The sequence below is a fragment of the Microbacterium karelineae genome (assembly GCF_009745985.1).
Classification (GTDB): Bacteria; Actinomycetota; Actinomycetes; order Actinomycetales; family Microbacteriaceae; genus Microbacterium; species Microbacterium karelineae.
The window spans coordinates 678,653-705,133 of the sequence record NZ_WFIX01000190.1; the positions used below are offsets into that span (position 1 = coordinate 678,653).

General features: G+C 70.9%; 21 protein-coding genes. 15 read left to right on the forward strand and 6 right to left on the reverse strand.

The genetic code is table 11. The annotated features are described in order from the left end of the window. Positions 1-2: 2 nt before the first annotated feature. From GB932_RS16275 to GB932_RS16285, 3 genes are all read left to right on the forward strand, one after another. Positions 3-1,250: a serine hydrolase domain-containing protein gene (locus tag GB932_RS16275; protein ID WP_156761713.1), complete on the forward strand. Its 1,248-nt coding sequence runs from the start codon at positions 3-5 to the stop codon at positions 1,248-1,250. Between the two features lie 73 nt (positions 1,251-1,323). Continuing rightward, complete coding sequence (iolB, locus tag GB932_RS16280) at positions 1,324-2,199, forward strand: 5-deoxy-glucuronate isomerase (RefSeq protein ID WP_156761714.1); 876 nt, start codon at positions 1,324-1,326, stop codon at positions 2,197-2,199. 32 nt (positions 2,200-2,231) lie between these two features. After that, positions 2,232-3,230, forward strand: coding sequence for a LacI family DNA-binding transcriptional regulator (locus tag GB932_RS16285; RefSeq protein WP_156761715.1), 999 nt, complete (start codon positions 2,232-2,234; stop codon positions 3,228-3,230). Between the two features lie 13 nt (positions 3,231-3,243). On the opposite strand, the gene GB932_RS16290 is transcribed toward GB932_RS16285, so the two are convergent. Together GB932_RS16290 and GB932_RS16295 are read right to left on the reverse strand one after the other, a co-directional pair. Beyond that, entirely contained in the window at positions 3,244-3,780 is a 537-nt protein-coding gene (locus tag GB932_RS16290; protein WP_156761716.1) for a TetR/AcrR family transcriptional regulator, read from the reverse strand. A 64-nt stretch (positions 3,781-3,844) separates the two neighbouring features. Further along, positions 3,845-4,516 (reverse strand): FadR/GntR family transcriptional regulator, encoded by a 672-nt coding sequence (locus tag GB932_RS16295; RefSeq protein ID WP_156761717.1) that lies wholly within the window; start codon positions 4,514-4,516, stop codon positions 3,845-3,847. A 189-nt stretch (positions 4,517-4,705) separates the two neighbouring features. Between GB932_RS16295 and GB932_RS16300 the strand changes: the two genes are divergently transcribed. Then, complete coding sequence (locus tag GB932_RS16300; RefSeq protein ID WP_156761718.1) at positions 4,706-6,478, forward strand: 2-isopropylmalate synthase; 1,773 nt, start codon at positions 4,706-4,708, stop codon at positions 6,476-6,478. Between the two features lie 78 nt (positions 6,479-6,556). Then, a complete protein-coding gene (locus GB932_RS16305) occupies positions 6,557-8,107 on the forward strand; it encodes an MFS transporter (protein WP_156761719.1) in 1,551 nt (516 codons plus the stop codon). Here the strand turns inward: GB932_RS16305 and GB932_RS16310 are convergent. The 3 genes from GB932_RS16310 to GB932_RS16320 all read right to left on the reverse strand — a co-directional run bounded on the left by GB932_RS16310 (position 8,034) and on the right by GB932_RS16320 (position 10,672). After that, positions 8,034-8,699, reverse strand: coding sequence for a YitT family protein (locus GB932_RS16310; RefSeq protein ID WP_156761720.1), 666 nt, complete (start codon positions 8,697-8,699; stop codon positions 8,034-8,036). The genes GB932_RS16305 and GB932_RS16310 overlap by 74 nt on opposite strands. Before the next feature lie 127 nt (positions 8,700-8,826). Continuing rightward, complete coding sequence (locus GB932_RS16315) at positions 8,827-9,486, reverse strand: LuxR C-terminal-related transcriptional regulator (RefSeq protein ID WP_156761721.1); 660 nt, start codon at positions 9,484-9,486, stop codon at positions 8,827-8,829. Next, complete coding sequence (locus GB932_RS16320; RefSeq protein WP_156761722.1) at positions 9,479-10,672, reverse strand: ATP-binding protein; 1,194 nt, start codon at positions 10,670-10,672, stop codon at positions 9,479-9,481. The genes GB932_RS16315 and GB932_RS16320 overlap by 8 nt, the downstream gene beginning before the upstream one ends. Before the next feature lie 104 nt (positions 10,673-10,776). On the opposite strand from GB932_RS16320, the gene GB932_RS16325 reads away from it, so the two are divergent. The 5 genes from GB932_RS16325 to GB932_RS16345 all read left to right on the forward strand — a co-directional run bounded on the left by GB932_RS16325 (position 10,777) and on the right by GB932_RS16345 (position 17,724). Further along, entirely contained in the window at positions 10,777-12,177 is a 1,401-nt protein-coding gene (locus GB932_RS16325) for a PspC domain-containing protein (RefSeq protein ID WP_156761723.1), read from the forward strand. Further along, positions 12,177-12,440 (forward strand): hypothetical protein, encoded by a 264-nt coding sequence (locus GB932_RS16330; RefSeq protein ID WP_156761724.1) that lies wholly within the window; start codon positions 12,177-12,179, stop codon positions 12,438-12,440. The genes GB932_RS16325 and GB932_RS16330 overlap by 1 nt, the downstream gene beginning before the upstream one ends. Positions 12,441-12,450: 10 nt before the next feature. After that, on the forward strand, positions 12,451-13,230 hold the full coding sequence (locus tag GB932_RS16335) for a thioesterase family protein (protein ID WP_156761725.1): 780 nt from the start codon (positions 12,451-12,453) through the stop codon (positions 13,228-13,230). A gap of 202 nt (positions 13,231-13,432) precedes the next feature. After that, positions 13,433-14,401: an endo-beta-N-acetylglucosaminidase H gene (locus GB932_RS16340; protein WP_156761726.1), complete on the forward strand. Its 969-nt coding sequence runs from the start codon at positions 13,433-13,435 to the stop codon at positions 14,399-14,401. A gap of 188 nt (positions 14,402-14,589) precedes the next feature. Continuing rightward, positions 14,590-17,724 carry a GH92 family glycosyl hydrolase gene (locus GB932_RS16345; RefSeq protein ID WP_156761727.1) on the forward strand — a complete coding sequence of 1,045 codons (3,135 nt, stop codon included), beginning with the start codon at positions 14,590-14,592 and terminating at the stop codon, positions 17,722-17,724. Between the two features lie 42 nt (positions 17,725-17,766). On the opposite strand, the gene GB932_RS16350 is transcribed toward GB932_RS16345, so the two are convergent. Further along, positions 17,767-18,798 (reverse strand): LacI family DNA-binding transcriptional regulator, encoded by a 1,032-nt coding sequence (locus tag GB932_RS16350; RefSeq protein WP_156761728.1) that lies wholly within the window; start codon positions 18,796-18,798, stop codon positions 17,767-17,769. A gap of 140 nt (positions 18,799-18,938) precedes the next feature. On the opposite strand from GB932_RS16350, the gene GB932_RS16355 reads away from it, so the two are divergent. From GB932_RS16355 to GB932_RS16375, 5 genes are read left to right on the forward strand one after another with little or no spacing between them, the layout of a single operon-like run. Then, positions 18,939-20,219 carry an ABC transporter substrate-binding protein gene (locus GB932_RS16355; protein WP_231916259.1) on the forward strand — a complete coding sequence of 427 codons (1,281 nt, stop codon included), beginning with the start codon at positions 18,939-18,941 and terminating at the stop codon, positions 20,217-20,219. Positions 20,220-20,231: 12 nt separating this feature from the next. Continuing rightward, positions 20,232-21,218 carry a carbohydrate ABC transporter permease gene (locus GB932_RS16360; RefSeq protein WP_197517522.1) on the forward strand — a complete coding sequence of 329 codons (987 nt, stop codon included), beginning with the start codon at positions 20,232-20,234 and terminating at the stop codon, positions 21,216-21,218. Beyond that, positions 21,215-22,093 carry a carbohydrate ABC transporter permease gene (locus GB932_RS16365; protein ID WP_156761729.1) on the forward strand — a complete coding sequence of 293 codons (879 nt, stop codon included), beginning with the start codon at positions 21,215-21,217 and terminating at the stop codon, positions 22,091-22,093. Before GB932_RS16360 ends, GB932_RS16365 begins: the two co-directional genes overlap by 4 nt. Next, entirely contained in the window at positions 22,090-23,364 is a 1,275-nt protein-coding gene (locus GB932_RS16370; RefSeq protein ID WP_156761730.1) for a glycoside hydrolase 5 family protein, read from the forward strand. Before GB932_RS16365 ends, GB932_RS16370 begins: the two co-directional genes overlap by 4 nt. 48 nt (positions 23,365-23,412) lie before the next feature. Further along, positions 23,413-26,406 carry an alpha-mannosidase gene (locus GB932_RS16375; protein WP_156761731.1) on the forward strand — a complete coding sequence of 998 codons (2,994 nt, stop codon included), beginning with the start codon at positions 23,413-23,415 and terminating at the stop codon, positions 26,404-26,406. Positions 26,407-26,481 lie beyond the last annotated feature (75 nt).

Genomic DNA, 26,481 nt, shown 5'->3' on the forward strand with positions numbered 1-26,481 from the left:
ACATGGCTTTCTCGCTTCGCCGCGGACGCATCGTCGGCGTCTCGTCCGTGCTCGTCGGCGCGCTCGCGCTCGCCGGATGCACCGGCGGCTCGAACCCGGAGCCCGCAGACATCTCGAACCCCCTTCCGGGCGACGTCGTGGAGCAGATGCAGGCGGCGACGGAACGGGCGATGGCGGGCGGCGGTGCGCCGGGCGCGATCGTGGGCGTGTGGGTGCCGTGGGCCGGCGAGTGGGAGGCGGGCCTCGGTGAGACGGCCCCCGGATCCGGCACTCAGCCGACCACGTCGATGTCGTTCCGCGCGGGCGAGATCACGCGGTCGATGACGTGCGATCTGCTCTACGCGATGGACGGCGGAGTCGTCGATCTCGACGACGAGGTCACGACCTTCGTGCCGACGGTGCCCCAGCTCGAGGGCGTGACGCTCGTCGACCTGTGCGACGGGCTGTCGGGCCTCGCCCAATCGGAATCCCGACTCTGGAATCACCTGCTCGGCAATCTCGACCGCGTCTGGAATCCGCGCGAGTTCGCGGGGGCGGGCCTCGGCGCCGGGGTCGGGAACCGCGACGCCTGGTCCGACTCGGACACGGCCTACTTCCTGCTCGGCATCGCGCTCGAGAACGCGTCGCACACATCGCTGCGCGAGCTGTACGCCGAGCACATCGCCGAGCCCCTGGGGCTCGATCGCACCTACCTTCCGGCGGACGCGGCGGCGACCCCGGGCACGGACACGCTGCCCGGCTTCTACTCCGGCTCGCGGACCCAGCAGGAGGGCTGTGTCGCGGAACCGCGCGACGTGACCGAGCTGTCCGCGTCGATCGGCTACGCAGACAGCGGCGTCGTGTCGAACCTGGACGATCTGCGCGACTATGCGGCCGATCTCGCGGAGCGCGCCGGATCGAGCGAGGAGCTCGAGCCGCGATGGGCCGAGTCGATCCCCGTCGATGCCGGCGGTGACCAGTGGGTGCGCGCCGCGGGAGGGGATCGCCTCCTCGGCTCGATGATCGGCCAGCAGGGCGAGATCCTCGGCTACAGCACGGCGGCCTACAGCGACGTCGACACGGGCCTGACGGTCGTCGTCGCCCTCAACAACTCCGCGGGCGGCGGCGAGCTCGCCGGCGCGCTGGCGCGGGAGCTCGCGGCGATCGCGATGGAGGCGCCGAGCGATGACCGGCCGGAGGTGTCGCTTCCCTGGACGGCCGAGCAGGCGCACGGGCTCGTCGGCGACGCCGCGGTGTGCCCGATGGAGTGACCGGCTCCACCGCTCCGTGTATTGTTCCATTGACAGGACAATTGCGGATCACGTGGGGCGAAGGGGCGCGACGATGGGCGAGAACCGAATTCAGGCTGGCGACACGGCACACGATCAGTGGGCGATGGACGTCACGCCCGAGCGCGCCGGGTGGGCCTGCAGCGGCATCCGCTCGATCGAGCTGAGCGCCGGCGAATCGGCCGCGTTCGCGACGGGCGACGACGAGGTCATCCTCGTGCCGCTCGAAGGCGCCTACCGCGTCGCCGTCGACGGCGAGGGGGAGTGGGACCTCTCCGGGCGGACCGACGTCTTCGCGGGGCCCACGGACGTGCTCTACGTTCCCCGCGATTCGGCCATCACGGTCACCGCCCAGACCGCTGGCAGGCTCGCGATCCCGACGGTCCGCGCGGAGAACCGCCATCCCGTGCAGCATGTGGCGGCCGATGACGTGCCGGTGTTCGTGCGCGGCGCGGGGCCGTGGTCGCGCCGCGTGCGCGACTTCGGCAACGCGAGCGTCATCGACGCCGACCGCCTCATCGCCGTCGAGGTGATCAACCCCGGCGGCAACTGGTCGGGGATCCCGCGGCACAAGCACGACACGGCCAGCGCGCACGAGTCGCAGCTCGAGGAGATCTACTACTTCGAGGCCGCGCCCACGCCAGGCGGCCCAGGATACGGCCTCATGCGGGTGTCGTCGTCGGAGGCGGGCGACATCGACGTGACCGAGGAGGTGCGCTCGGGCGACGTCGTTCTCGTGCCCTACGGGTGGCATGGCCCGGTGACGGCGCCGCCGGAGAGCGACCTGTACTACCTCAACGTCATGGCGGGATCCACGGGGCGCAGCTGGAACATCACGAACATCGCCGAGGATGCGTGGGTCTCGGAGCGCTGGGCCGACATGGAGCCTGACCCGCGCGCCACCCGCGAGGGCCTCCCGAGCGCCCGCTGACCCGGCGGCCGCGGATCCGCCACAATGAGGGGATGAGCCCCTCCCGCCGCGCGACGATCCGCGATGTCGCGGCGGAGGCGGGGGTGTCCAAGTCGCTCGTCTCGCTCGTGTTCTCGGGTGGGCGGGTGAGCGACGACCGCCGCGCCCGGGTGCTCGCCGCCGCGGAGCGGCTCGGGTTCCGCCCCAACTACGCGGCCCGGTCCCTCGCGGCGACGGACGGCGGATTCACGGGGATCCTCGTCGCCGACCTGCACCATCCTGCGCTCGGCGAGATCGTCGATGCGGCGCGCGTCGAGCTCGCGCGCTCGGGGCGCAGCGCGCTGCTCACCGCCGCGACGATGCCGGGCGACGATGGATCCGCTGGCCTCGATCGCCGCACACTGCACGTGTTCGGCGATCTGCGGCCGCGCAGCATCATCGTCATCGGATCCGTGCCCGACGCGGGCGCGATCGCGGAGTCCGCGCCGGGGATCCCGATCGTCGTCGCGAGCGCCGTCGCCGACGCGGCGGATCCCGTCGCGACGGTGCGCTCGGACGACGAGGCGGGCATGCGGCTCGTCGTCGATCATCTCGTCGAACGCGGGCATGCCCGCATCGCGCACGTGGGCGGGCGCGGCGGGATCGTCGCGGAGCGACGCGCGGCGGCGTATGCCGCCGCCATGACCGCGCATGGACTGGGCGACCAGGTGCGGGTCGCCGACGCGGGCTTCTCCGAGAGCGCCGGATACGCGGCGGGGCGAGCCCTGTGCGCGGACCCGCCGACGGCGATCGCGTGCGTGAACGACGCGGCGGCCGTCGGCGTGCTCGCGGCCGCGGACGATGCGGGCGCGCGGATCGCCGTCGCAGGCTACGACGACTCGCCCATCGCGCGGCTGCGGCAGGTCTCGCTCACGAGCGTGGATCCGCACGCCGCGGAGATCGGCCGCGCGGCGGCCCGACGCGCGATCGACGCCGAGGAGGGGCGCGCGCCGATCGCGCGTGAGACCCTCGTGGAGCCCGCGCTCGTCGTGCGGGCCTCGACGGCGGCCTGACGAGCGGATCGCGTCAGCCGCGCACCATGCGCAGCAGCTCGGCGACGATCTCGTCGCGGCGCGCGGCGGGATAGGGCGCCTGCTGCATCGCTTCGTCGATCCAGATCCCGTCCGCGGCGGCGAGGGCGACCTGCTGCTGCAGCGTGAGCGTCGCGACGTCGCCCACCCACCGGTCGCGGAAGTCGATCCACACGCTCGCCAGCTCGCTGTCGTGCATGACGTCGACGAGCACCGAGAGGTCGCCGACCGCGTCGAGTTCGCCGTCGGTCTCGATCGACGACAGCAGGAAGGCGGCGATGCGGTCCTCGCGAGAGGCCGTCTCGAGGGGCGCCCCGAGCTGCCGCTTCGCGTCCTCCTCCCAGGCGCCGATGAGGCGCTCGATGACCGCGCGCGCGAGGTCGTCCTTCGAGGGGAAGTGGTAGAGGACCCCGCCCTTGGTCTTGCCGGATTCGGCCGCGACGGCGTCGTAGGTGAGGGCGCCGAGTCCGACCCGCGACGCGACGCGCAGCGCGGCCTCCTCGACCTCCGCTCTGGCGCTGGGGCGACTCATGGGATCCTTTCGCAGCCCGATCGGTCCAGGCTAGCGGCTGCTGGCCAGGGGCTCGTCGGCGGCTTCAGCTGAGGAGGCCTTTGAGCGCATGGAGGTGCGCTCGGGTGAGCCCCGCGGCGGCATCTGCGTCTCGCGAACTGATCGCCGCGCAGATGTGTTCGTGAACGCCCTGGTCATCGTCGTCGCCGTGGTGGCCGCGGAGGTGGAGCATGTCGGTCATGGATTGACGGCTGCGGGGGGCGAAGCTGTCGAAGAGCTCCAGCAGGATGGGGCTGTGCGCCGCCGCGACGATGCCCCGGTGGAAGGCCATGTCGGTCGCGACGTGTTCGTCGATGTCGGCGCGGCGGGCAGCGCGCATCTCCAATGCCTGTCGCAGCGCTGCCAGTTCGGCAGAGGTGCGGCGTTCGGCGGCGAGGGCGGCGGCCTCGACCTCGATGGCCGTGCGGGCCTCGATGACCCCGACGATGTCGGCGTATCGGAGGGAGGCGTTCCAGGCCTCGGCGGCGTCGGCTGTCGCGATGACGAACACGCCCGCTCCTTGGCGAGTGGCGAGCACGCCGCGGCCAGCGAGGAGGCGGATCGCTTCCCTGGCGGTGGAGCGACCGACGCCGAGCTGAGGGGCGAGCGTCGTCTCGCCGGGCAGCTTACCGCCGACCTCCCATTCCCCGTCCTGGATGCGGACGAGGATGAGTTCAGCGGCCTTCTCGGCGAGGGATTCGCGGCGAACGGTCGTCATGCGGTCATCCTCCCACGGACGAGCACTCCTCTACTTGTCTGAGGAGTTGTGGTACCCTCGACTCATGCCCACCTCCTGCGTCCTTCTCCTTCGCCGCCACGGCGGGGCTTAGCCGGACCGGCTCCCCGACGTGGAGCCGAAACACCTGCCGGTCGATCACATCCGAACGATCCGGACAGGAACCAGACCATGACCAGCACCGCGTTCCACACTCTCTCGACGCCCGAAGGTCCGATCCCGGCTGAAGCGCCGATGTGGAATCGCCAGCGGCATTCGCAGATGCCCTCCCATCGGTACCGGGACGTGTACTCCCGTGTCCAGGTGCCGCTCGTCGACCGCGACTGGCCGGGCAGCAGGCTGAGTCACGCACCCCTGTGGGTGCCAGTGGATCTCCGTGATGGCAACCAGGCGTTGTCCGAGCCGATGGACCCCGGGCGGAAGCGGCGCTTCTTCGAGCTGATGGTCGCCATGGGGTACAAGGAGATCGAGGTCGGATATCCATCTGCCTCGCAGACGGACTACGACTTCGTGCGCCTGATCGCGGAGGCCGATATCGCGCCCGACGATGTGACGATCGTGGTGTTCACGCCGGCGCGACGCGAGCTGATCCAGCGCACCGTCGAGTCCATCCGCGGTATCCGGAACCCGGTCGTCATCCACATGTACACCGCCACGGCACCCACCTGGCGCGAGGTCGTCCTCGGGCGCGACCGAGACGCGCTCGCGGACCTGATCCTCGCCGGCGGCCGCGATCTGCTCGCGCTGGCGGGGCACCTCTCGGGTGTGCGGTTCGAGTTCTCGCCAGAGGTGTTCAACCTCACGGAGCCCGACTACGCTCTCGAGATCTGCGACGCGGTGACCACGCTGTGGGATGCCGCCCCCGACCGCCCCGTGATCCTGAACCTCCCGGCGACTGTGGAGATCGCGACGCCGAACGTCTATGCCGATCAGATCGAGTACATGCACAAGAACCTCGCGCGCCGCGACGCCGTGATCCTGTCCGTGCATCCCCACAACGACCGCGGAACCGGTGTCGCATGCGCAGAGCTCGCCGTCCTCGCCGGTGCGCAACGTGTCGAAGGCTGCATCTTCGGCAACGGCGAACGCACCGGGAACGTCGACCTCGCAACGCTGGCGTTGAATCTGCATGCCCAGGGCGTCGACCCGATGATCGACTTCACCGACATCGATGAGATTCGGCGCACCGTCGAGAACTGCAACCGCATCGAGATCCACCCTCGCCATCCCTACGTCGGAGACCTCGTGCACACTGCGTTCTCGGGGACGCACCAGGACGCGATCAAGAAGGGCTTCGCCGAGCACCGATCACGCGCCGCCGCCGAGCGTCGCCTCGAGCGGGATGTCGAGTGGCGCGTACCGTACCTGCCGATCGACCCGGCCGACATCGGACGAACCTATGACGCCGTGATCCGCGTCAACTCCCAATCCGGCAAGGGCGGCATCGCCTACCTGCTGGAGGTCGAGTACGGCATCGAACTGCCTCGCCGTCTCCAGATCGACTTCGCGCACCACATCCAACGCCGCGCCGACGAGACGGGGAGCGAGGTCACTGCGGGGCAGCTCTGGCACATCTTCCAGGCCGCCTATCTCGCCGCACCGGCTGAAGCCCTGGTCGAACTCGTCGCCGCCGACTCGACCGAACAGGGCACGACGATCACACTCCGTGCGAACGGCGCCGAGAGCACCAGCGTGCACGACGGTGTGGGTCCCGTCGAGGCGCTCACTGCTGCGCTCGCGCAGATCGGGTCCGCAGTCGAGATCCTGAGCCTCCACCAGACCGGCGCGAGCGCCGGCAGAGGCGGCGATGCGATCAGTCTGGTCGAGTATCGCGGCCGACGCGGCATCAGGTGGATCGCGGGCAGAGGCCGATCCGTTCTCGCCGCCTCCCTCGCGGCCGTCACGAATGCGGCAGCGGTCGAGGCGGCAGCGCTCGCATGGTGAGCAGGAGGCGGAACGCGACGCGTCTGCTGCTCACCATCTGCCCAGTTTCTATACCGACCGTACGGTACAGTAACTCGCATGGTCCAGACAGATGTGATCGCGCGCGAGGCGCGCGCGGGCGTGCGGCAGTGGGTCGCGCTCATGGTCCTCACGCTCGTCATCGTGCTGCTCGCCGTCGATGCGACGGTGCTCGCGCTCGCCATCCCCGCACTGACGGAGGCGCTCAGCCCCTCCGCGACGCAGGTCCTGTGGATCGGTGACGCGTACTCGTTCGCGATCGCCGGCCTGCTCGTCACGATGGGCAACCTCGCCGACCGCATCGGGCGCAAGCGCCTGCTGCTGATCGGCGCCGTCGCGTTCGGCCTCGCGTCGATCGTCGCGGCCTTCGCCCCGACCGCGGCCATGCTCATCGCGGCGCGCGCCCTGCTCGGCGTCGCGGGCGCGACGATCATGCCGTCGACGCTCGCGATCATCCGCGACATGTTCCGCGACGCCCAGCAGCGCACGCTCGCGATCGCCGTCTGGTCGGTCGGCTTCACGGTCGGCGCGGCTGCGGGGCCCCTGGTCGGCGGCGCGCTGCTCGAGCACTTCTGGTGGGGATCAGTGTTCCTCATCAATGTGCCCGTCATCGTCGCCTCGGTCGCGCTCGGCATCTTCCTGCTGCCCGAGTCGCGCAGCGCGCGCCCCGGCCCCATCGACATCGCGTCCTCGCTGCTGTCGGTCGTCGCGATCGTCCCCGTGGTCTACGCGATCAAGCAGGTGGCGAAGGGTCAGCTCGGGCTCGACGCGGCCCTCGCGGTCGTCGTCGGCGTCGCGGCCGCGTGGGTGTTCGTGCGGCGTCAGCGGGCGCTCGAGGTGCCCCTCGTCGACATCGCCCTGTTCCGGGTGCCGGCGTTCTCGGGGGCGATCGCGGCGAACCTCGTGTCGATCTTCGCGTTCAGCGGCCTCATCTTCTTCTTCTCGCAGTATCTGCAGCTCGTGCGCGACTTCTCTCCGTTCCAGGCCGGCCTCGGCGAGCTTCCCCTGTCGATCGGATCCGTGCTGGTCGTCGCGTTCATCGCTCTCATCGTGGCGCGCTTCGGGCAGGGGCGCGCAGTCGGGGCGGGCCTCGTCGCCGTCGCGGTCGGCCTCGCGGGACTCGCTGCGGCCGAGGCGCTGCCCGGCTACGCGTGGATCGCCGTGGCGCTCGCCGTCATCGGCGTCGGCATCGGCGTCTCGACCGCCGTCGCGACCGACGCCGTCGTGGCGGCCGTCCCGCGAGACCGGGCCGGCGCGGCATCGTCGATCTCCGAGATGGCCTACGAGCTCGGCGTGGCGCTCGGGATCGCGGTGCTGGGATCCGTGCACACCGCGATGTACCGGGGTGCGCTCGAGCTGCCGCAGGGCACGCCGGCGCCGCTGCGCTCCGCGGCTGGGGAGTCGCTGCCCCAGCTGTCGAGCGCGGCGCACGCCGCGGGCGGATCCGAGGCCGTCCTCGAGGCGGGGCGCGAGGCGTTCACGATCGCGATGCAGCAGGCGTCGATCGTCGCGGCCGTGCTCGTCGCCATCGCGGCCGTCATCGCGTGGCGCGTGATCCCGTCCGCGCGGGCAGCGCGGTATAGCGGCCGGGACGGTGGTTCACCGCGATGATGAGGTTCATCACGACGACGCCGATCGCCGAGGCGACGACGGCCGGCCACGCGGCGACCGAGAAGGACGCCAGCACCACGATCGTGTCGAGCACCATCATCACGTAGCCCGCGCGCAGGTGGAATCGCTCCTGCAGGAGCAGGCCGACGATGTTGAATCCACCCATGCTCGCGCCGTGGCGGAACATGATGATGACGCCCACGCCGGCGACGACGGATCCCGTGATCGACGCGTAGAACGGATCGAGCGCGACGTCGCCGAGCACGCCGATCCCGGGCGTCGCGTGGAAGGCGGCCGCCGCCGAGACGAGCGTGATGGCGAGGCAGCTGCGCAGCACGAAGCCCCAGCCCTTGCCGCGGATGGCGAGAAGGAAGAACGGCACGTTCACGGCGAAGAACAGGACCCCGAATGGGATGGGGGTCGCGTAGCTCAGCAGGAGGGCGATGCCCGCCGTGCCGCCGGAGACGACGCCGCCCGCGCGCAGCAGGAACAGTCCGATCGAGATGACGACGGTGCCGCACAGGATCCCGAGGATGTCGTCCACGATCGAGTGCGCGGGCGCCGGGTGGGGGACGGGGATCGAGCTCGTCATCCCTCGAGCCTGCGGTGTGGTGAGCGGATCGCACAAGCTGTGCGGAGAATGATGAGCTGATTGACGGTTACCACCCGCGCATCTTTGGCGATATGGCACCAGCGCGGTGGGCCGTGTCGCGCGCCGTTCAGAGCAGGCGTCGCGCCGACGCCCACGCCGTGAGCTCGTGTCGGGACGAAAGCTGCAGCTTGCGCAGCACGGCCGAGACGTGCGACTCGACGGTCTTGACCGAGATGAACAGCTCTGCCGCGACCTCCTTGTAGGCGTAGCCGCGGGCGATGAAGCGCATGACCTCCTGCTCACGGGCGGAGAGGCGGTCGAGTTCGTCGTCGGCCTGGGCCGTCTCGCCGGCGGCCGCGCCGAACGCGTCGATCACGAAGCCGGCGAGGCGCGGGGAGAACACGGCGTCGCCGCTCGCGATCGTGTGGACGGCGCGAGACACCTCGGATCCGGAGGCGCCCTTCGTGATGTAGCCGCGGGCGCCCGCACGGATCACCCGCACGACGTCCTCGGCCGCGTCGGAGACGCTGAGGGCGAGGAAGCGCGTGTCGGGCACGGCGGGCGCGGCGCGGCGGAGGACGTCCTCGCCGCCCGTCGCGGCGGTCGCGGATCCGGGAAGATGCACGTCGAGCAGGACGACGTCGGGCCGCGTCTCGGTGATCGTCGTGACGGCCGCATCGACGTCGGCGGCCTCGCCGACGACGTCGATCGTGTCGTCGAGGTCGTGGCGCAGCCCGGATCGGAAGATCGAATGATCGTCGACGATCACGACGGTGAGGTCAGCCACGGACGCCCTCCGGCATCGAGGCGTGACGGATGTGCACCTCGGTGCCCCCGGCCACGCCCTGTGTGACGGCCGCCGACCCGCCCGCGCGGCGCATGCGCCCGATGATCGACTCGCGCACGCCGAGGCGATCCTCCGGCACGGCGTCGAGGTCGAAGCCGGGCCCGCGGTCGCGCACGAAGACGTCGACGGCTCCGTCGGATCCCTCGATGTACACCGACACGTCGCCGCCCGCGTGGCGCGCGGCGTTGAGCATCGCCTCGCGCGCGGCGGCGGCGACCTCGCCCGTGGCGCGCTCGGTCGATGCGCCGGTCGCGACGACCGTGACGGCCGCCGAGTAGTCGAGCTCAAGTGCCGACCCGTAGTCGCGCAGATCGGTCGCGAGGTCGCTGTCGGCCGGGGTGTCGCCGTCGTAGAGCCACGCGCGCAGCTCGCGCTCCTGCGCGCGCGCCAGCCGCCCGGCCTCGCTCGACGCGCCGGCGCGGTTCTGGATGAGGGCGAGCGTCTGCAGCACCGAATCGTGCAGGTGCGCGGCCATCACTGCGCGCTGCTCTTCGCGGATGCCCTCGATGCGGGCGACCTGCAGCTCGCGGAAGCGCTGGATCCAGGTCGACGACCACACGAGCGCGATGCAGGCGAGGGCACCGAGCGCGAGGAGGCCGAGGGCGAACTGCTGCGTTCCGGATGTCGCGATCACGGCGGCGAAGGCCGCGCCGACGAGCAGGATGGTCGCCGCGGTGCGCGTGATCGCGGAGTGCCGGGGGCCGCGCGCGGGATCGGCGCGGTCGACGAGGGCGGACCACAGGCCCGCGCCCGTCGTGAGGGCGACCCCCGCGAGAAGGGACAGCGCGAGGACAGGGGATGCGTATCCGAATCTCACGATCTCGACGACGTAGGGGATCGTGATGACGCCGCACATCGCCGCCGTGACGAGCAGGGCGACGGCGACCGGGATCCGCCGTGTCACGCGCTCGCCGCCGGCCTCGAGGGGTGCGAACGCCCACAGCCAGATGTAGAGCAGCGCGCCGAGGCCGCCGAGCGCCGTGCCGACGGCGAACAGCGCCCGCATCGGCCCGGTCCGCAGCCCGAGGTGGTCGGCGAGCCCGCCCGCCACGCCGGCGATCGCCGCGCTCCGGCGTCGCGTGAGCGGCGGGGCGGGCGGCGGCGAGGCCAGGGCGATCGCGGTCATAGGTTCATGTAACCACCCACCGCCGACATCCGTACGGGAGATCAGGGTCGGTTCAGGGGCATCCCTCATGGCGAGACCGGCAGGCGACCCGGCACGATCGACGTATGACCGACCCGCAGCCCGCCGTGCCCCGCGAGGGATCGTTCCGCGCGTGGGTGAACGACCTCGGCTATGTGCGCCGGGACGGGTGGGTCGGCGGCGTCGCCTCCGGCATCGCCCGCCGGATCGGCGTGGATCCGATGATCGTCCGCGGCGCCTTCGTCGTCACGGCTCTCATCGGCTTCCCCGCCCTGTGGGTGTACGCGTTCGTCTGGGCGGCGCTGCCTGATGCCGACGGCAGGACGGTCTTCAACCGCGGACGCGGCGGGGCGCGGGTGGGGCTGCTGCTGACGGCTGTTCTCGCGGGGATCGGCACCGTGGCGACGGTGGTCGCCTTCGGCGTCCTCCTCGACGCGAGTGTGATGTACGGCATGACGGCGAACATCATTCCCATCCTGACCTGGGCCGGATTCCTCGTGGCGACGATCGCGGTCCTCGTCTGGTCCGCGCGCCGCACGCCGGCGCACATCGACTCCCCCCTCATCGAGGGGGCGCGTGGCGAGGCCGTGGGGGCCGACGCCACCGGCGGGGCGGCCCCGGGTGCCGCCCCGCCCTCTTCTCCGGGCGAGGCGCCGACGCCTCCCGACGGATCCGGCGACATGGCCGCGTGGCGCGAGCAGTACGCCGCGTGGCGGCGGCAGCACGACGAGTGGCGCCTGGCGCTCGCCGCGCAGGAGCAGGATCCGCGTGCGGCCGAACGCGCGATGCGGCGCGAGCAGCAGGCGGCGTTCCGCGCCGAGTCCGCCCGCGTGCGTGCCGAGCGCCGCGCGGCCAGGCCGCGCACCTCCCTCGCCTACATCGGTGTCGCCGTCGGCCTCGCGCTGCTCGCGGGCGGAGCGACGGGCGTCGCCGTCATCTCCGGGCACGGCATCGAGACCGCCGTCACGGCGGGAGCGTTCGCCGGATCCTTCGCGCTCGCGGCCGCGATGGTGACGGCGGGATTCCTGCGCCGCCGCAGCGGCTTCCTCGCGCTCCTCACGATCGCCGCGCTGCTGCTCGGCGGATCCGGACTCGGCCGCGCCGCCCTCGACGACTTCGTCCTGCCGGGGGCGACGCGCTACCCGGGTGCCGTGCCGCTGACGATCGATCAGCCGTTCGGCACGCTGTTCCTCGAGGTCGGACCATGGGACGGCGGCGACGGTGTCACGACCGTCACGAAGGGCAGCGGCGACACCTATGTCATCGTCGCGCCGGATGTCGACGTCGACGTCCGGGTGCACACCGACGACGGCGGCGTGAGCATCATGCGCTGGGTGCAGGGGCGGGGCGAGACCGAGCGTGTGCTCGACGCACGTCCCGACGGCGCCTACCGCTGGGTCGTAGACGCGGAGGACGAGCGCGCCACGCGCACGATCGAGATCGCGCAGAACAGCGGATACGTCTACATCCACGTGCAGGAGCGATGATGGCCGACAGCGGACGACGACCTTCCATCCGATGGGCGGGCATCGCCTTCGGCGCCCTCTTCGCGCTCGCCGCGACGGCCGGGCTCGTGATCGCGCTCGACGAGGGCATCCTCGGCGCGGTCCAGGAGTGGGCTCGCCCGTACGCGTTCAGCATCGGCCCGTCGACCGGTCCCTTCGCCCTCGTCATCGCACTGGGCGTCGTGATCCTCGCGCTCGCCGTGGTCGCGCTCGTGCGCCGCGCCCGAAAGGCCGACCGCGACTAGGATCGCGCAGGTGGAACACACCAGCTATTTCGAGCGCATCGGCGCGCGCGAACTCCAGCCGACGCCCGCCACAAGCGGCGCCTGGAACCCCGCCGAAGTGCATATCGCCCCATTCATCGGCCTGCTCCTGCACGAGATCGAGCGCGACGCGGCCGACCGCCGCGGAGACGACGCCCTCGTCGCCACCCGCGTCGCATACGACATCTACGGCGCCTTCCCCGTGGCGCCCCTGCGTGTCGACACCCGCGTCGTGCGTCCCGGGCGCACGATCGAGCTCGTCGAGGCGAGCCTCAGCCAGGGGGATCGCACCGTGCTCGCGGCGCGGGCGTGGCTGCAGCGCGCGGGCGACACCGCCGCGATCGCGGGCTCACACGACGCGCGGATCCCCGGCCCTGACACGATGCCCGTCGCCTCGCAGGAGGCGTGGTCGGGTGGCTTCGTGCAGTCGATCGAGGTGCGCCGCGGCGAGTGGCAGCCTGGCCGCGGCGCCTTCTGGGCCCACAGCGATCTCGCCCTCGTCGCCGGGGAGGAGGAATCGGATCTCGCGCACGCGGCGCGTCTGTTCGATCTCGCCAACGGTATGGCTCCGCGGGCCGCCCCCGACGAGGTGCTGTTCCCCAACATAGACCTCACGCTGCACGTCTTCCGGCGTCCCCGCCGCGGGTGGGTGGGCTTCGACACCTCGGTCGCGTTCGGCCCGGACGGCCACGGGCTGACGTCGGCCATCCTGCACGACGACGAGGGATCCTTCGGGCGGGTGTCGCAGACCCTGACGGTGCGGCCGCGCTGAGGCGGTGCGCTCACCCCACCAACACAACGCAGTCGATCTGAGGCCGATCCAGCGGGAACCCGGTTTCCCGGCCGCCCGAAGCTCGAATCGACTGCATTGTGTTGCGCGCCGTGGGAGCAGAACCCTTGACTAACCCGGTTAAGTGCTGTTGCGTGCCGTGTTGTCGGCGACCAGCCGACGTCGAACTCGAAGAGGAGATCACATGTCCAGGACCACGAGTCCCACGTCGCGCGCACGTCGCACGCTCGCCGCAGCCGCCGTCGCGGCCGGCGCTGCGGCCGTCGCGATCGGCGGCCCCGCCGCAGCCGCCCCCGGCGCCCCCGGCGTGCCCGCCGAGCAGGCCGCCGACGCCGCCTTCGCCGCCACGGGGAATGGCGACCCGCTGACCGTCGCGTACGTCGAGGTCAACAGCAACGAGCTGCGTCACGTCGGCGACTATGAGCTCGAGGACGGTTCGAACGCGCTGGACGTCGCGATCATCTTCGCGGCGAACATCAACACCGACGCGTCGGGCGAGGCCTATCTCCATCTCAACGAGAAGGTGCAGGCGACCCTCGACGACGCGGCCACCCAGATCCGCCCGCTGCAGGAGAAGGGGATCAAGGTCACCCTCTCGCTGCTCGGCAACCACGATGCCTCGGGGTTCGCGAACTTCCCGACGCGGGAGGCGGCTGAAGCGTTCGCCGACGAGGTCGACGACGTCGTCACCACCTACGGCCTCGACGGCGTCGACATCGACGACGAGTGGGTGCGGTACGGATCCGATGGCGTGCCCGCGGCCAACGAGCACTCCGCCGCGTGGCTCGTCGATGCGCTCGACGCGAAGCTGCCCGAGGACAGCATCATCTCGCTGTACGACATCGGCGAGACCGCGGCGACGCTCAAGGACGCTCCGGAGTCGACGATCGACAAGCTCGACTACATCTGGAACCCCTACTACGGCCAGTACAACCCGCCGCAGTTCCCGACCGTCGAACCGGCGCGCCTCGGCGCGGCAGCCGTCGACCTGACCGCGACTCCCGAGGCGACGGCGGCATCGCTCGCGGAGCGCACGGTCGACGACGGCTTCGGCGCCTACGTCACGTACAACCTCACTGCGGGCGACCACAGCGCGTACATCTCGTCGTTCACGCGCGAGATGAACGGGCAGGAGACGGTCTACGTCGGCTGACGCGCACCCGCTCGTATGACGCTCCTCGACCACCCCGATCGAGTGGTCGGGGAGCGTCATATGAACGGCGGTTGACATGGCCGAAACCGACGCGCGGGTGCGGGAGAGCGGTCGGTGTGGGGCATGTGAGCGGGATCGCAGGGCGATCGATGCTTGACTAAAGCGGTTCAGTTCGGAACGATCATCGCGTGTCGTCATCGTCGCCTTCCCCCACGCGCGGCGTGCCCGCCTTCGCCCCCGCTTCGACGGCAGAGCCGGATCCCGAGCGCTGCCTGCGCCTCCAGCTGCCGCGGGGAACCGGCGCCGTCGCGATCCCGGGCCTCGAGGATCTCGTCGTCGGGCCCGGAGACGAGCTGGTCTGGGACGTCCTGCCCGTCGCCGGCGCCGACGATCGCTGGGCGGCCACCGCCTTCGCGGTCGACGTCGTGTTCGACGACGGATCCACCGTGAGTGCGAACGCAGCCGATCAGCATGGCGCGGCGCTGACTCCCGGGGCGCAGGCGGATGCGAAGCGGATCTGGGTCGACCAGTGGAATCGCCGCATCGTCGACCTCGCCGACTTCGCGGGCAGGCGGATCCGCGAGGTGCGAGCCACGTGGAGCGCGGACGAGGCCGTCGAGGTCTTCCTCGGCGAGGTCGCCGTGCGCCCGGCTCCGGTGCGCCCCGCGGATCTCCTCGGCTGGGTCGATACGCGCCGCGGCACGCACTCGTCGGACCGGTTCTCGCGGGGGAACACGGCGCCTGTCGTCGGCCTCCCGCACGGCGGCGTCTTCGCGCTGCCGATGACCGATGCCTCGGCGGGGAACTGGCCGTACCGCTATCAGATGTCGCGTCCGGCGCTGCAGGCGTTCGCGACGAGCCGGATCCCCAGCCCGTGGATCGGCGACCGCGGCGTGTTCGAGCTCATGCCGAGCCCGCTCGCGGAGCCCGACACAGATCGGGAGGCGCGCGCCCTCCCGTTCGAGCGCGCCGACGAGCACGCCGGACCCGACGCGTATCGGGTCGCTCTCGGCGGACCGGACGGCCGGATCGACGCCCTCGTCACCGCCGGCGATCACGCCGTCGGCATGCGGTTCCGCTCCCGCGGAGGGGCGCTGTCGATCATCGTCGACCACCTCGGCGAGGCGGTCGCCGCGCGGTGGGCCATCGAGGGCGACGCGCTGCGCCTCGACGTGCGCCTGCGCGAGGCCGCGGGCGGCCTCGACCACCACGTGCACGCGGTGATCCCGCGCCCGGAGGCCGTCCGCCTCACGCACGTCGACGGCATGCTCCGCGGATCCGTGCTGCTGTCGACCGACCGCGCCGATGTCGTCGTCGGCACCTCGACGATCGATGCCGCGCAGGCGCGGCGGAACGCGGACGGGCGGCGCGGCGCGCGGGACGAGGCCGCCGCCCGGACGAGGGGGGAGGGCTGGGGATCGGACGCCAGCGCCCGGATGGACGCCATGCTCCGCGACGCGGGATCGGCGTGGCGCGCCGCGCTCGGCCGGATCGAGATCCCCGACGCCGACGCGGTGCCGGCCGATGTGATGCGGTCGCTCGCCGGATCCCTCGCGCGCGTGTTCACCTATCCCAACGCCCACGATGAGCCCGCCCCGGGCGGACGCCGCTACCGCAGCCCCGCCGACGGCCGCGTGCGCGACGGCGAGTACGGCGCGAACAACGGCTTCTGGGACACCTATCGCACGGCGTGGCCCCTGCTCGGCCTGCTCGCGCCGCGCACGGCGGGGCGCCTCGCCGACGGCTTCGTGCAGCACTTCGCCGACGCCGGGTGGGTCGCGCGGTGGAGCGCGCCGGGCCCCGTCGACTGCATGACGGGGACGACGAGCGACACCGTGCTCTCGGGCCTCGCGGCGCAGGGCGCGCCGCTCCGCCTCGCGGAGTCCTACGCGTCCGCCCTGCGCCACGCGACGGTGCCGGCCGCGGATCCGCGCGTCGGCCGGAAGGGGCTCGGATCCGCCCGATTCCGCGGATACGTCGACACCGACACGCACGAGGGGCTGTCGTGGACGCTCGACAACGCGATCAACGATGCCTCGGCGGCGCGGCTTGCACGCTCCCTCGCCGCGGAGGCGGTCGATCCGGATCGGCGTGAGCGGCTCGAGACGGAGGCCGAGTATCTCGCCCGTCGCGCGCTGTCGTATCGCGACGTGTTCCACGCGCGGCTCGGCTTCTTCCTCGGGCGGAGGTCGGACGGCGGCTGGCGCGTCGGCGAGGACCGGTTCGATCCCGCCGAGTGGGGTCACGACTACACGGAGACGAATGCATGGGGCACAGCGTTCACGGCTCCGCACGACGGCGCCGGCCTCGCAGAGCTCCACGGCGGAGAGGCGGCGCTCGGAGCGAAGCTCGACGCCTTCTTCGCGACGCCCGAGACGGCGGATCCCGCGAACGTCGGATCCTACGGATTCGTCATCCACGAGATGGCGGAGGCCCGTGACGTGCGGATGGGGATGCTCGGCCTGTCGAATCAGCCCGCTCATCACATCCCGTTCATGTACTGCTTCGCGGGGCGTCATGACGATGCGCACCGCATCGTCGTCGAGGCGCGGGACCGGCTCTTCGTCGGCTCCGAGATCGGTCAGGGGTACCCGGGCGACGAGGACAACGGCGAGATGTCGGCCTGGTACCTCTTCGCGGTGCTCGGCCTGTACCCGCTCGTCCCCGGCTCGGGCGAGTTCGTGCTCACACCGCCGCTCCTGCCGCGCGTCGCGCTCCGGATCGAGGGGCGGGAGGAACCGCTCGTCATCACGGCCGAGAATGCGGGAGCACCACACATCCGCGGCGTGCGGATCGACGGTGAGCCGTGGGACCGGATCGCCGTGCCGCCGGAGAGGATCCGGCGCGCGCGGCGCATCGAGTTCGCGCTCTGCGACGAGCCCGCCGGATGGGCCCGCGGCTCGCGGCCGTCGTCGTTCTCGCAGGAGTTCGGCGTCGACGAGCCGCCGCGTGACCTGCTCGACGCGGTGCCGGGCACGCTCGCGGACGACGTGGGCGAGTCCGCGCGCGACCTCGCGCCCGGTGACGCCGTCGAGGTCGCCCTCGAGCGCCCGTCCACGATCGACCATTACACCGTGACGCTCGCGGGCGGCCCGGCGCCGTTCCCCGCGCGACCCGACGACGCGATCGTCGTCCGCTGGCGCCTGGAGGGGACGACGCGGAACGGGCGCATGATCGCCCTCGACGCCCGCGACGAGGCCTTCGTCGCGTCGGGGCAGACGCGGCCCTTCCGGATCCGTGAGGGGCATGCCGAGGAGCTCGTCGCGATCCGCCTCGTCGCGGACGCGCCCATGCGCCTCGCGCAGCTCGAAGCGTTCGCCTGACCGGGAGGAGAGGGACGGACCTCGGGCGGGCGCGCGGCGCTGTCAGCGCGCGGCGGCCGTGCTCTCGCGAATCGAGAGCGTGGGTGCGAGCGCCGCGGTCGACGGCACCGGATCGTCCGAGTCGATGCGTGTCATGAGCGTCCGCGCCGCGAGCTCCCCGAGCGCATACGTGTCTCGCGTGAGCGCGGTGATCGACGGGCGCACCAGCTGCATCGCGACCGAATCGTCGAAGCTCGCGAGGGAGAGGTCGCTCGGCACATCGATTCCGAACTCGTCCACGACACGGAGGCCCGCGAGGGCCATGACATCGTTGTCGTACACGATCGCCGTCGGGCGGTCGTCTCGCGCGAGCAGGTCTCGCGTCGCCTGCGCCGCCTGCTGGGCGGAGTAGTCGGTGTCGATCGAGGCGGGGACGGCGCCCTCGAACGCCTCCGCGCACTCGCGCAGGGCGCGCCGGCGCAGCTCGGTGTGCTCGAACTCGCGTCGCCCCATCACGTGCGCGACGCGTCGGTGGCCGAGCTCGAAGAGCTGCGCGAACAGCGCCGTGGCGACGGCGTGATCGTCGATCCACACACTCGGCACGGCGCTGTCGGCGCTGGGGTGGCTGCCGATCTGCACGGCCGGGAGGCCGAGTTCGGTCAGGCGGGGGATCCGCGCGTCCTGTCGGCGCGGATCGACGAGGATGACGCCGTCGACCCGGTGCGCGGACTGCCAGGCCTCGTAGGCGGCGAGCTCCTCTTCGAGGGATGAGACCACGAGCGTGTGCAGCCCGGTGTGCGTCGCGGTGAGGCCAGCCTGGATACCCGCGATGAGCTCGGGGAAGAACGATTCGGTCCCGATCGTGCGGGCGGGGCGATTGATCACGAGGCCGATGACGTCGACACGCGAGCTTCCGAGCGCGAGCGCGGCGGAGTTCGGGCGATAGTGCATCTCGGCCGCGACCTCCAGAACGCGCGCGCGCAGCTCCTGGCTCACGCCGGGTCGGTCGTTCAGCGCGAACGACACCGCCGCCTTCGATACGCCGAGTCGGCGGGCGATGTCGTTGAGCGTGGCACGTCTGCGCTGACTCTCCATCGAGATCCTCCGGTATGTCTGAACCGGTTTATGTCGGTATTGACTAACCCGGTTTAGTTGCTCAGGATAGTCCAGTCGCCTCGATGACGCGAGCAACGCGGTTCTCGAGCGCGCGACTGCATCGCACACAAAGGAGTTGCATGACCATGAAGATCAAGCGCACCCCCCTCATCGCGGGAATCGGCGTGCTCGCGGGGTCGGCCCTGTTGGCCGGCTGCTCGTCGCCGGCACCGGCGGGCGGCGCCGATGCGTCCGGCGAGGTCGACGGCAGCATCAGCTTCCAGACCTGGTCGCTGACGCCCACCTATCAGGACTATCTCGACGAGGCCATCGCCGCGTTCGAGGAGGAGCACCCCGATGCGAGCGTCGAGCTCCTCGATCAGCCCGGCGACGGGTACTCCGAGAAGGTGCTGTCGCAGGCGTCCACTGGCTCACTTCCCGACGTCGTCAACCTGCCGCCCGACTTCGCGCTGCCCCTCGCCCAGCAGGACATGCTCTACGACGCCAGCCAGGCGACCGACATGGAGGGGACGTACGTCGCCGGCGCCGTCGAGGCGTTCCGCTTCCCCGGCGTCGACGGCGTCTACGGGTACCCGTGGTACCTCGGCACCGACGTGAACTACTGGAACGCCGAGCAGCTCGACGACTGCGGGCTCGATTCCGAGAACCCGCCGGCCACGACGACGGAGCTCTTCGACCAGGCGTCGATCATGGCCGAGAACTGCGCGGACAGCTACCTCATGAGCCGCCTTCCCGGCATCGGCGACTTCACGCTCGAGGGGATCGAGATCCTGAACGAGGACGGCACCGAGTTCGTCTTCAACACACCGGAGGCGGCCGCGATCATCGATCGATACGCGGAGGCGTTCGAGAACGGCGAGATGCCGCCGTCCGTCCTGAGCTCGGACTATCTCGGCAACTCTCAGCTCTTCACCCAGGGCAAGGTGGCGTGGACGACCGGCACCGCCACCTCGATCGACGACTTCGAGAAGAACAACCCGAGCCTGACAGGCAATGTCGTCGTCAGCCCGGCCCTCAACATCTCGCCCCTCTACGTGCAGGGCGTGAGCGTCGCCGCGAACAGCGACGAGCTCGCCACCGCCGTCGCGTTCGCCGAGTTCATCACGAACTCCGACAACCAGAACGCGTTCGCGCACATTGCCAACGTCTTCCCGTCGACGCTCGGATCCGATGAGGACCCCTACTTCTCCGAGGATGACGGCACGCCGTCGGGCGAGGCCCGCGTCACCGCCTTCGCATCGCTCGAGACCGCCGAGGTCCTCCAGCCCTACGTCGTCAACGACGCCATGAAGACCTACCTCGATCAGCAGATCGCCCTCGCGATCCGCGGCGACATCTCGGGGCAGGAGGCCCTCGACACGTCGGTCGAGAAGCTCAACGACATGCTCGCGCGCCTGTAAGGGATTCCCGGGATGTCCGCACCTGACCTCACCGTGGCCGGCCGCCGGCCGGCCACGGGCCGCCCGCCCCTCTCGGCGACACAGCGCCTCGTCGCCCCGCGTTCGCCGCGCCGCGGCCCCGCCGGGACGACGAAGTGGTTCACGCCGTGGCTCATGATCGCCCCGGCGCTCGGATGGCTCCTCGTGTTCGTGGTCTGGCCGTCGATCAACACGGTCCGGCTGTCGTTCACGAACGCCAAACCGCTGGGAGGCGAGGAGCGCTTCGTCGGGTTCGACAACTTCGGATACATCCTCCGCGACGACCAGGTCATGGGCGCGCTGCTCAACAGCGTCGTCTTCATGCTCGTCTGCCTGCCGCTGCTCACGATCCTGCCGCTCCTCATCGCGATCCTCGTCGAGAAGAAGCTGCCCGGCATCACCTTCTTCCGCACGGCCTTCTACACGCCCGTCATCGCGTCGGCCGTCGTCGTCGCGCTGATCTGGACGTTCATGCTCGACGACCGCGGACTCGTCAACGGCCTGGCGCAGACGCTGTCGATCATCCAGGAGCCCCTGCCCTTCCTCACCGACCGCTGGCTCATCATCATCAGCGCCGTGAGCCTGACGGTGTGGAAGGGGCTCGGCTACTACATGATCATCTATCTCGCGGCCCTCGGGAACGTCAGCCGCGACCTGCATGAGGCGGCGGCGATGGACGGCGCCGGCGCGATCCGGCGGTTCTTCGTCGTGACGCTGCCCGCCGTGCGCGGCGCCATGACGCTCATCGCGATCCTCGTCTGCATCGCCGCCCTGCGCGTGTTCAGCGAGGTCTTCGTCATGACCGGCGGCACCGGAGGCGCCGGGGGAGAGGCGATGACGCTGGTCATGCTGATCCAGCAGTACTCCCGCGGCTTCACGGGCGACCTCGGGTACGCGAGTGCGCTGAGCATCCTCATGTTCTTCGTCACGCTCGTGCCCATGCTCGTCCTCGCCCGAATCAACTCGAGGAGCGACTCGTGAGAGCCACCATCGATACCAGGCCACCCCGCCGTCGATCCCGCGCGTTCGGCGCGCTGCGCCCGGGCGAGCGCATCGCGCGGTACGCGCTGCTCATCGTCGTGCTGTTCATCTCGATCGGCCCGTTCCTGTGGCAGCTCTCGACGTCGCTCAAGAGCACCGGCGAGGACATCTACACCCGCATCCCGCAGCTGTGGCCCAGCCAGCCGACGCTCGACAACTACGCGCGCGTCATGGACGCCATCCCCGTGTGGCAGTTCATCGGCAACTCGCTGTTCGTCGCCGCGCTCGCCGTGGGCGGCAACGTCGTCTTCTCGACCCTGGCCGGCTTCGCGCTGTCGCGTCTGCGGTTCCGTGGCAGGAAGGTCGTCATCGGCCTGTTCCTCGCGACCCTGATCCTCCCCGCCGAGGCGACGATCATCGCGAACTTCGTCACCATCCGGAGCGTGGGTCTCGCCGACACCCTGCTCGGCGTCGCGCTGCCGGGCATGGTCGCCACGCTCAACGTGCTGCTCATGTTCAACGCATTCCGGATGCTGCCGGAGGCGATCGATCACGCGGCGGTCATCGACGGCGCGAACGCGATGCAGCGCTTCTGGCACGTCTCGCTGCCGTCCGTCAAGGGCACCGTCGCCGTCATCGCGATCTTCAGCTTCATCGGCGCATGGGACGACTTCCTCTGGCCGCTCATCGTTCTCACGAGCCCTGACCAGTTCACGCTGACGATCGGCCTGCAGTACCTCTCGGGGACCTTCGCCAACGATCAGCGGATGATCGCGGCGGGTTCCATGATCGCCTTCATCCCCATCGCGATCGTGTTCGCGGTCCTGCAGCGGCACTTCTTCAAGGGCGTCGAGGAAGGCGGCGTGAAGGGATGAGGTTCGGCGTCAACTACACCCCGCGTGTGGGGTGGTTCCACTCGTGGCTCGACTTCGACGCGGATGCCGTGCGGCGCGACTTCGCACAGATCGCGGAGCTCGAGGTCGACCACGTGCGGATCTTCCCGCTGTGGGATCTCATCCAGCCCAACCGCGGCCTGATCCGGCCCGTCGGCCTCGCGGCCGTCGGCCAGGTCGTCGACGTCGCGGCCGAGTTCGGTCTCGACGTGAACGTCGATGCCCTCCAGGGCCATCTGTCGAGCTTCGACTTCCTGCCGGCCTGGGTGTCGACGTGGCACGGGCGCAACATCTTCGCGGAGCCCGACGTCGTCGCGGGCGAGGAGGCGTTCATCCGCGCGCTCGGCGACACGCTCGCCGGACGCGACAACATCCTCGGCCTCACCATCGGCAACGAGGTGAGCCAGTTCGCCGCGCGACCGCATCCGGATCCGCATGAGATCGACCCCGCGCAGGCGGAGGCATGGCTCGCGCGGCTGATCGGCGCGGCGCGCGACAGCGCGACGGGGCTCATCACCCACGCCACCTATGACGCCACGTGGTACGACGAGCGTCAGCCGTTCCTCCCGCGTCACGCGGCCGAGCTCGGCGACGAGACGGTTGTGCACTCCTGGGTGTTCAACGGCGCCGCGCAGCGTCACGGCGGGCTCGGAACCGGATCCGTGCGTCACGCCGAGTACCTCACCCAGCTGGCCGCCGCGTGGCACACATCGGGGGATCGGCGCGTCTGGCTCCAGGAGATCGGCGTGCCCGTCACGGTGGTCGATCGGGGCGACGCGGTCGAGTTCCTCGAGCGCACCGTCCGCCACGCGGCCGGCGTCGCCGGGATGTCGGGCATCACCTGGTGGTGCTCGCACGATGTGTCGAGGACGATGCTCGACTTTCCCGCGGTCGAGTACGACCTCGGCCTCATCGACGAGAACGGACGGATCAAGCCGACCGGCCGGGCGTTCGCCGAACTCGCGCGCGAGCTGCGCTCGGCCCCGTCGCCCGCACCGGTCGCCACGGCGCTCGTCCTCGATGACGCCGCGGCGACGCATGCACGATGCGCGCCAGGCGGCGGCTTCTTCGAGGCATGGATGCGCGCCGCGGCACGCGACGGTGTGGGCCCGCAGATCGTTCTCCGCTCCCGCGCGCAGGATCGCGCGCTGCTCTCCGCCCGCGGGATCCGCCGTCTCATCGACACCGATGATGCTGCCTCCAGCGCGGCATCGGCGACCGGTGGCGGAGCCGCGGCGACAATGACCTCCTGACACCGCCCGACGCACTCTCCCACCCGAACAACGGAACTGGATCCACCCATGCACGACGACATCCCCCTCACCACAGGCCGGGCGACCCGCGTCCTCACCGAGCGCATCCGGCCCGCCGTCCACGGCGCGCGCGTGCCGCTCGAGGTCACGTGGAACGAGCTTTCCGGCGAGCCGATTCCGCCCGCAGACGGCATCGCCCTCGAGTACGAGTCGTTCGAGGTCGGATCCGCCTGGGGCGCCGCGTGGGGGACGACCTGGTTCCGCGTGCGCGGCACCGTGCCGCCGGAATGGGCCGGGCGCCGCGTCGAGGCGGTCGTCGATCTCGGCTTCGACATCAACATGCCCGGCTTCCAGTGCGAGGGCCTCGTCTATCTCGCGAACGGCGAGCCCGTGAAGTCGCTCAATCCGCGCAATCAGTGGGTCCGGATCGCGGAGTCCGCGGTCGGCGGGGAGGCGATCGAGTTCTTCATCGAGGCCGCGTCGAACCCGGTCCTGCTCGACTACCATCCCTTCCTTCCGACCGACGAGGGGGACATCCGCACCTCTTCGCCGAAGCGGCTCTATCAGACGCGCCACGTCGATCTCGCGGTCTTCGAGCCGGAGGTGCACGAGCTCGCCCTCGACATCGAGGTGCTGCTCGAACTGCAGGCCGAGCTGCCCGAGTCGTCGCCGCGGCGCATGCGGATCCTCCAGGCGCTCGACGATGCGCTCGACCGGCTCGATCTGCAGCGGATCCCCGCGACCGCCGCGGACGCGCGCGCCGCGCTCGCGCCCGCCCTCGCGTCGCCAGCCGAGGCGAGCGCGCACGAGATCTCGGCGGTCGGGCACGCGCACATCGACTCCGCATGGCTGTGGCCCGTGCGCGAGACGATCCGCAAGGTCGCCCGCACGACCTCCACGATGACCGAGCTGCTCGGCGAGGAGCCCGAGTTCCTGTACGGGATGTCGAGCGCCCAGCAGTACGCGTGGATCAAGGAGCACCGCCCCGAGGTGTACGAGAAGGTGCGGGCGGCCGTCGCCGATGGCCGCTTCCTCCCGCTCGGCGGCATGTGGGTCGAGTCGGACACGGTGATGCCGACGGGCGAGGCCCTCGCGCGCCAGTTCCTCTACGGCCAGCGCTTCTTCGAGGAGGAGTTCGGGATCCGGTCGAAGGGCGTCTGGCTGCCCGACTCGTTCGGCTACTCGCCCGCACTCCCGCAGCTCATGCGTCGCGCCGGGTTCGAGTGGTTCTTCACGCAGAAGATCTCGTGGAATCAGGTCAACAGGTTCCCGCACCACACCTTCGACTGGGAGGGCATCGACGGGTCGCGCATGTTCGCGCACTTCCCGTCGATGGACACGTACAACTCGCAGCTGTCGGGCGAGGAGGTCGCGAAGGCGTCGCGCCAGTTCCGCGAATCGCGCGTCGCCTCCGGGTCGATCGCTCCGGTCGGCTGGGGAGACGGCGGCGGCGGGACGACGCGCGAGATGACCGGCAAGGCGCGCCGCCTCGCCGACCTCGAGGGCAGCGCGCGGGTGCGCTGGGAGCATCCCGACGCGTTCTTCGACAGGGCGAAGGCCGAGCTGCCGAACCCGCCGGTCTGGGTCGGTGAGCTGTATCTGGAGCTGCACCGCGCGACGCTCACGAGCCAGCACAAGACGAAGCAGGGCAACCGACTCACCGAGCACCTGCTCGTCGAGGCCGAGCTGTGGTGGGCGACGGCGGCGGTGCGCACCGGCGCCGAGTATCCGTACGACGAGATCGATGCGCTGTGGAAGCAGGTGCTGCTGCAGCAGTTCCACGACATCCTCCCCGGGACCTCGATCGCATGGGTGCATCGCGAGGCCGTCGAGCAGTACGCGCGCGTCGCGGAGGCGGCCACGGCGCTCATCGAGCGCGCGCAGGAGAGGCTCGCGGGATCCGGTGGCGAGCGGATCGTCTTCAACGCGTCGCCGCTCGAGCGCGACGGCGTCCCAGGGCTCGGAGCGGCAGCAGCCGCTCCGTCGAGCGACGAGGTGCGCTGCACCGAGACGGACGGCGGGTATGTCCTCGAGAACGCGCTCGTGCGCGTCACGATCTCGTCGGACGGCCTGATCACCTCCGCCATCGACCTCGCGTCGGGCCGCGACGCGATCCCCGCGGGCCAGCCGGGGAACCTGCTGCAGATGCACCAGGACTTCCCGAACATGTGGGACGCGTGGGACGTCGACCGCTTCTACCGCAATCGCGTGGACGACCTGACGAGCGTCGACTCCCTCGACGCATCGCTCGCAGGCGGATCCGCCGTGGTGCGCGTGGAGCGCTCGTTCTCGGCCTCTCGTGTCACGCAGACGATCACGCTCCGGCCCGCATCCCGCACCCTCGAGTTCGCGCAGGAGACGGACTGGCACGAGACCGAGAAGTTCCTCAAGCTCGCGTTCCCGCTCGCGATCCAGGCAGAGCACACGGCTGCCGAGACCCAGTTCGGTCACGCGAAGCGCGTCACGCACACGAACACGAGCTGGGAGGCCGCGAAGTTCGAGACGTCGATGCACCGCTACGTGCACGTGTCCGAGCCCGGCTTCGGCGCGAGCCTCGTCACCGACTCGACGTACGGCTACGACGTGACGCGCGATGCGGATCCCGACGCCGGCGTCACGACGACCGTTCGGCTGTCGCTCCTGCGCGCGCCGCGGTTCCCGGATCCCGAGACCGACCAGGGAACGCAGACGCATCGCTACGGCTTCGTGGTCGGATCGACGATCGACGACGCGACGGAGGCGGGGCTCGCGCTCAACCTGCCGGCGCGCGAGCGCACGGGGAGTCCTGTCGCCCCGCTCGTCTCGGCGACGGACGGCATCCTCGTCTCGGGGGTCAAGCTCGCCGCCGACCGCACGGGCGATCTCATCGTGCGGGTGTACGAGCCGCACGGACGGCGCGTGACGGGGTCCGTGTCGTTCGATGCGCCCGTCGCAGAGGTGCGTGAGGCGAGCCTCATCGAGGACACCGGAGCCCCGGCCGACCTCGATGACATCACCCTCACCCCGTTCGAGGTGCGCACCTACCGCGTGGCGTTCGGCTGACCATCCGCCACAGCACAACGCAGTCGATCCAGGGTGGAACCGGAGAGAACCCGGTCTCCCGGCCGTTCATAGCCC

Excerpts from the sequence above, each read along its gene's own strand:
- GB932_RS16340 (WP_156761726.1), top strand. The coding sequence starts at position 13,433 with ATGTCCAGGACCACGAGTCCCACGTCGCGCGCACGTCGCACGCTCGCC.
- GB932_RS16320 (WP_156761722.1), bottom strand. The coding sequence starts at position 10,672 with ATGACCGCGATCGCCCTGGCCTCGCCGCCGCCCGCCCCGCCGCTCACG.
- GB932_RS16375 (WP_156761731.1), top strand. The coding sequence starts at position 23,413 with ATGCACGACGACATCCCCCTCACCACAGGCCGGGCGACCCGCGTCCTC.
- GB932_RS16330 (WP_156761724.1), top strand. The coding sequence starts at position 12,177 with ATGGCCGACAGCGGACGACGACCTTCCATCCGATGGGCGGGCATCGCC.
- GB932_RS16355 (WP_231916259.1), top strand. The coding sequence starts at position 18,939 with ATGACCATGAAGATCAAGCGCACCCCCCTCATCGCGGGAATCGGCGTG.
- GB932_RS16275 (WP_156761713.1), top strand. The coding sequence starts at position 3 with ATGGCTTTCTCGCTTCGCCGCGGACGCATCGTCGGCGTCTCGTCCGTG.
- iolB (WP_156761714.1), top strand. The coding sequence starts at position 1,324 with ATGGGCGAGAACCGAATTCAGGCTGGCGACACGGCACACGATCAGTGG.
- GB932_RS16290 (WP_156761716.1), bottom strand. The coding sequence starts at position 3,780 with ATGAGTCGCCCCAGCGCCAGAGCGGAGGTCGAGGAGGCCGCGCTGCGC.
- GB932_RS16305 (WP_156761719.1), top strand. The coding sequence starts at position 6,557 with ATGGTCCAGACAGATGTGATCGCGCGCGAGGCGCGCGCGGGCGTGCGG.
- GB932_RS16325 (WP_156761723.1), top strand. The coding sequence starts at position 10,777 with ATGACCGACCCGCAGCCCGCCGTGCCCCGCGAGGGATCGTTCCGCGCG.
- GB932_RS16300 (WP_156761718.1), top strand. The coding sequence starts at position 4,706 with ATGACCAGCACCGCGTTCCACACTCTCTCGACGCCCGAAGGTCCGATC.
- GB932_RS16360 (WP_197517522.1), top strand. The coding sequence starts at position 20,232 with ATGTCCGCACCTGACCTCACCGTGGCCGGCCGCCGGCCGGCCACGGGC.
- GB932_RS16285 (WP_156761715.1), top strand. The coding sequence starts at position 2,232 with ATGAGCCCCTCCCGCCGCGCGACGATCCGCGATGTCGCGGCGGAGGCG.
- GB932_RS16310 (WP_156761720.1), bottom strand. The coding sequence starts at position 8,699 with ATGACGAGCTCGATCCCCGTCCCCCACCCGGCGCCCGCGCACTCGATC.
- GB932_RS16295 (WP_156761717.1), bottom strand. The coding sequence starts at position 4,516 with ATGACGACCGTTCGCCGCGAATCCCTCGCCGAGAAGGCCGCTGAACTC.
- GB932_RS16350 (WP_156761728.1), bottom strand. The coding sequence starts at position 18,798 with ATGGAGAGTCAGCGCAGACGTGCCACGCTCAACGACATCGCCCGCCGA.
- GB932_RS16370 (WP_156761730.1), top strand. The coding sequence starts at position 22,090 with ATGAGGTTCGGCGTCAACTACACCCCGCGTGTGGGGTGGTTCCACTCG.